Genomic DNA, 4,007 nt, shown 5'->3' with positions numbered 1-4,007 from the left:
CAGGAACCGTTCACGGCGGGTCTGGTACTTCGGCTTCGGGGCGCGTTTCTTGGGCATCGTCGTCAGGCTGAGGGCGGTGGAGAACACAGGGCACAAGGGTATCACTCAGACCCCTTCGCCAAAACGGAATTGTTCAGCGTTTCCTTAGATAATAAATCATGTTTGGTGAAGCAGAAAACTCAGAGCAGACATAATCAGTGCTACTGCTCATCATGGATTTGATTGCACTTCCAACGGATTCCTCTGTCATGCGTATTTTTGTTTCACCAGGCGGTGTGTAATAAACATAGTTTCCTGGAATATACCTGACAGATGCCGTTGTTTCTCCAGAGAAAAATTCCTCACAACATCCCCCATCCGGCAACGGATCATATGAATACATTTCAACCTGCCAAGCAGATCCCGTACAATCATTTGACTCAAAATAAACAGACCATCCAGTCGATGGCATTCCAGTATCTTGTGCGATGCTATAAAAATATCCCTGGCTTGTCGTAATGCTTTGCCAATTATTTGGCAACATCGGGGGAAATCCATTTTGCGGGCTGCTATCGCTTACACATGCTCCATATTCATGAATCACAAATCCATCCGCATCGACAAGGCGCACAGAATCATAAGGTTTCAAAGCCGAAATCTGCACCCAGTCACTGTTCGGTCCACAGTCCTCCATGCGATCGACGACTCTAAGAACATGGTCTTCTCCAACACAGGCACCCAGCAGCTCGGGACACATCACCTCAGCAAACACAGGGGCACTCACAACGCCAAGGGCCACACCACACAGAACAGACTTCATTATCATCCCAATCCAAACATATTTCACGGAACGTGCTATCATATCTCAAGCGCGCGTGACAGAAAACCCAGCGATTCAGGTTCGAGACCGTTTGGAGCATCCCGTTGCCAAAACGCCTTCAGACCCAAGAAACTCAAGACCAAAGGGAGATCAAGCCATGTCCGCGACACGACTCGATACCGACGCCCTGACGACCGCCCTCGCCGACCTCAACGCCTTGGGTCAGGGCGGCTGGTCGCTCTCCGGCGACCAGTTGTGCAAGACCTTCGTCTTCCCCGACTTCGTGCGCGCCTTCGGCTTCATGACCCAGGTGGCCCTGATCGCCGAGTCTATGAACCATCATCCCGATTGGAGCAACGTCTACGGACAGGTGCGCGTTGCACTGAGCACGCATGAAGCCGGCGGGATCACCGAGCGCGATATCGCACTCGCGCGGCAGATGGAGCGGTTGGCGACGACTGCTGAAACGCACGCCACTCAGTAACCGTAGACCTCGGCCAGACCTTCCAACTCCTTCGCGCGCTCGGCCGTTTCCCGCAGCACGCAGTCGGCGGACATCACACGATGGAGCGACCCACCTTCGGGATCATGGTAGAAGTCGCAGTTCGCATCGCGATACTGAATCCACAGCCGCTGCGCCGCCTTGAGCGATTGTTTGCGTTCAGCCAGAAGTCACCAGCGAACTGGTCGGCGTCCCAATACTTCGGCCAGTCCGTCACAAGCCCATCGGCCAGCTTGCACGCTTGGGTGAGATCGAGGTGTGCCTGAAGCAGCGCGATCGGTGCGAAGTTGTCGAGCGTATAGCGCTCATCGAGCGGCTGCTCGTCCTCACCGGTTGAAGTCTCCAGCGCTGTTGTCAGGTACCGGCGCAGGCCCGGCGTTTCGTCGATCAGGGTCATCATGGTCTCCGGTTTCAGGCTGTACCGATCAGGCCGTCGTCCTCTTTGGCCGAGTCGCGCGCGGTCTTCAGGCTAAAGTATCCTCGGCCGCTCGCCAGCACGGGCGTATTGTACCCCGCAAACGAACAGTGCCCCGCCCGCTCACGCTTCAACGGAGGCGTGGACTTGCGGTGAAAATCCAGCCGCATACAGGCGCACGATGGACTGTGGCGTCAACACGGTTACAGACTCCTGTGGATCCGGCATGGCGTGCGCGTCCTCGTAGCCCGTTGGTGACCAACGCTTCAGCGCCGTGCGCCATTTCAGGAGCGCGTGGCCATTGCCGTCGATGAACGCACCATCAGGAACTCGCTCGAAGTCGAGCTTGAAGGTGATCTTTCCCCCGCCCCGCGCGGCACGTTCGGCATGGAGTTGCTTGTCGATCTGCGCGATCGGCGTCGAAAGCTCCACCCCATTGGCGGCACACCAGGTTTCCTTGAACGCCTTGTACCGCGCTCTCCGACACTCTGCGCAGGGACGATGACCGGCTGCAAAAGCCGTGGCTTCGTCGAGAAAGAACAGCTCGGAGTAGTTGTTGGGGCTGAAGATTGCGCGGCGTCGAGGCGGGGCATTCCGGCCAGCGTCACCTTCAGATAGAGGCGGCGTGCGCAGTATTTCGCCAGGGTGCGATGGATCATTTTTGGGTCATGCCCGGCGGCGAGCAGATCCTCACGAATCCCGATTTTGAGCGGGCGGGGCTGTTTCCAGTTGAAGCAGGCCGGGTAGAGGGTGGCGAGGTCGAGCCAGGGCTTCTGGGGCTTGGCGTCGGGCGCAACGGCGGAGTCTGGGTTGGGCGTGTCGGTCATGGTTTCAGGTCAGGTCATGGTGAACGGTCAGCGCGGACTTGCCCCGAACAGCGCCATCAGGTTAGCCGGCAGAGGAGCCATCCGCGTTGAATCCTTCGTGGAACGTGACCGAGCCCTGCGGAAACTGATCATCGAAAGACAGTGCGAAGAAGAACTCCGGTGGTATTCCTTCATGAACCAGCCCCGGAACTGTCCTGAACCCGAACTTTCGGTAGTAATCCGGGTGCCCGACGAGACAGCATCCACGGGCATGCATGGCTTTCAGCCGTGAGAGTCCCTCCCGGATCAGTGCTGTTCCGATGCCTTGCCGCTGGTGGGCGGGTAAGACGGACACCGGTCCGAGGCCATACCAATCCGGCGTTCCGTCCGAGATGACCACGGGAGAAAACGCGATATGCCCGATGACCTGTCCATCGCGTTCAGCAACGAGCGATACGGAGAGCGCCTTGGCCGCGCGCAGCGCCTCGATGATGAACTGTTCCGTGTGGCGGCTGATCTCCAGAGTCTCGAACGCGGCGACGGTGACATCGTGGATGGGCGTGGCATCAGCGTCGGTTTCGTTTCTGATGACGAGATTTGTATTCATAGGGGCTGTTGTTGCCTTTGGGTGAGTGGGTAGGCTAACCGAGAACCAGATCTATCGCGCTCCACGGCGTCAGACGGCCATGTCAACCAGAGTCGGCTGGAGCACGCGCAGCAGATCCGCCGTCGCCAGCGAGAGGATATAGCCACGCTTGCCGCCGTTGATGTAGAGGCGCGGCAGTTCGGCGATGCCCTGCTCGCAATAGACCGGCATCGCACGGCGGGTGCCGAACGGCGAGGTGCCGCCGACCTGATAGCCCGAATGCTTGTCGGCGATCTTGGGATCACAGGGCTTGATCCGTTTGACGCCGATGGCACGAGCCAGTGTTTGGGTCGAGACTTGGCGGTCACCGTGCATGAGGACCAGCATGGGTTGGCGCTGCTCATCTTCCATGACCAGGGTCTTGATGACCAGATGTTCGTCGACTCCGAGCTCACGCGCGAACTGGGCGGTGCCGCCGCCCTCGACATAGGTGTAGGGGTGGCCATCGAAGTCCACGCCGGCGGTGCGCAGTACGCGCACGGCTTGGGTGACGGGTTCCTTGGCGGGCTTCATCGGTCAGCGCAGACCTGAGCCGAACAGGGCGCTCAGGATCGCCATGAACACCGAGGCGATGACCGTCAGGATGAAAACGGCCGGGATCGAGGCGATGGCGGCCTTGACCATGAAGACGACCATCGACCAGAACGGCATCTGGATGTCGACGACAGTGACGCGGGTGTTGGGTTCATTGGACATCGGGAGGACTCCATGTGGCAGTATCCTGTGCCGGGGTGGGCGTCAAGTGATCAGCCCTTTTAAGGTGACTTCAAGTTTTTGTAAAATATAGTCATTTTAAACTTGACACGCGGTCGTTGTTAGACATGTTTGATGGCATCCTG

Annotated in this window: 8 protein-coding genes and 1 pseudogene; 1 reads left to right on the top strand and 8 read right to left on the bottom strand. The window is 58.3% G+C overall.

Going from position 1 to position 4,007, the window contains the following annotated elements:
* Positions 1–133: 133 nt before the first annotated feature.
* Complete coding sequence (locus GJ668_RS19370; RefSeq protein ID WP_155451724.1) at positions 134–799, bottom strand: hypothetical protein; 666 nt, start codon at positions 797–799, stop codon at positions 134–136.
* A 157-nt stretch (positions 800–956) separates the two neighbouring features.
* Here GJ668_RS19370 and GJ668_RS19365 point away from each other — a divergent pair, with 157 nt between their 5' ends.
* A complete protein-coding gene (locus tag GJ668_RS19365; RefSeq protein ID WP_155451723.1) occupies positions 957–1,283 on the top strand; it encodes a 4a-hydroxytetrahydrobiopterin dehydratase in 327 nt (108 codons plus the stop codon).
* On the opposite strand, the gene GJ668_RS19360 is transcribed toward GJ668_RS19365, so the two are convergent.
* The 7 genes and pseudogenes from GJ668_RS19360 to GJ668_RS19340 form a co-directional block, all read right to left on the bottom strand.
* Entirely contained in the window at positions 1,277–1,423 is a 147-nt protein-coding gene (locus GJ668_RS19360; RefSeq protein ID WP_343032252.1) for a lysozyme inhibitor LprI family protein, read from the bottom strand. The genes GJ668_RS19365 and GJ668_RS19360 overlap by 7 nt on opposite strands.
* The gene (locus GJ668_RS20825) at positions 1,357–1,701 is read right to left on the bottom strand and encodes a hypothetical protein (RefSeq protein WP_246195030.1); all 345 of its coding nucleotides are present in this window, start codon (positions 1,699–1,701) and stop codon (positions 1,357–1,359) included. Before GJ668_RS20825 ends, GJ668_RS19360 begins: the two co-directional genes overlap by 67 nt.
* A gap of 138 nt (positions 1,702–1,839) precedes the next feature.
* Positions 1,840–2,148 carry a hypothetical protein gene (locus GJ668_RS21165; RefSeq protein ID WP_186343231.1) on the bottom strand — a complete coding sequence of 103 codons (309 nt, stop codon included), beginning with the start codon at positions 2,146–2,148 and terminating at the stop codon, positions 1,840–1,842.
* A gap of 152 nt (positions 2,149–2,300) precedes the next feature.
* Positions 2,301–2,543 (bottom strand): annotated as a pseudogene (locus tag GJ668_RS21160) (ProQ/FINO family protein); the annotation flags it as partial.
* 61 nt (positions 2,544–2,604) lie between these two features.
* The gene (locus GJ668_RS19350; RefSeq protein ID WP_155451722.1) at positions 2,605–3,129 is read right to left on the bottom strand and encodes a GNAT family N-acetyltransferase; all 525 of its coding nucleotides are present in this window, start codon (positions 3,127–3,129) and stop codon (positions 2,605–2,607) included.
* A 69-nt stretch (positions 3,130–3,198) separates the two neighbouring features.
* Positions 3,199–3,681, bottom strand: a complete 483-nt coding sequence (locus GJ668_RS19345; protein ID WP_155451721.1) for an aminoacyl-tRNA deacylase — start codon at positions 3,679–3,681, stop codon at positions 3,199–3,201.
* A gap of 3 nt (positions 3,682–3,684) precedes the next feature.
* Positions 3,685–3,864 carry a hypothetical protein gene (locus GJ668_RS19340; RefSeq protein ID WP_155451720.1) on the bottom strand — a complete coding sequence of 60 codons (180 nt, stop codon included), beginning with the start codon at positions 3,862–3,864 and terminating at the stop codon, positions 3,685–3,687.
* Positions 3,865–4,007: the final 143 nt, after the last annotated feature.

It is taken from the genome of Allochromatium palmeri, from assembly GCF_009720725.1.
Taxonomy (GTDB): Bacteria; Pseudomonadota; Gammaproteobacteria; order Chromatiales; family Chromatiaceae; genus Thermochromatium; species Thermochromatium palmeri.
The sequence above is the reverse complement of the archived record's forward strand: the minus strand, read 5'-3'. Positions and strand labels throughout refer to the sequence as shown.

Coding starts and splice junctions, on each gene's coding strand:
- GJ668_RS19370 (WP_155451724.1), bottom strand. CDS start 799: ATGAAGTCTGTTCTGTGTGGTGTGGCCCTTGGCGTTGTGAGTGCCCCT.
- GJ668_RS19365 (WP_155451723.1), top strand. CDS start 957: ATGTCCGCGACACGACTCGATACCGACGCCCTGACGACCGCCCTCGCC.
- GJ668_RS19345 (WP_155451721.1), bottom strand. CDS start 3,681: ATGAAGCCCGCCAAGGAACCCGTCACCCAAGCCGTGCGCGTACTGCGC.
- GJ668_RS19340 (WP_155451720.1), bottom strand. CDS start 3,864: ATGTCCAATGAACCCAACACCCGCGTCACTGTCGTCGACATCCAGATG.
- GJ668_RS19350 (WP_155451722.1), bottom strand. CDS start 3,129: ATGAATACAAATCTCGTCATCAGAAACGAAACCGACGCTGATGCCACG.
- GJ668_RS20825 (WP_246195030.1), bottom strand. CDS start 1,701: ATGATGACCCTGATCGACGAAACGCCGGGCCTGCGCCGGTACCTGACA.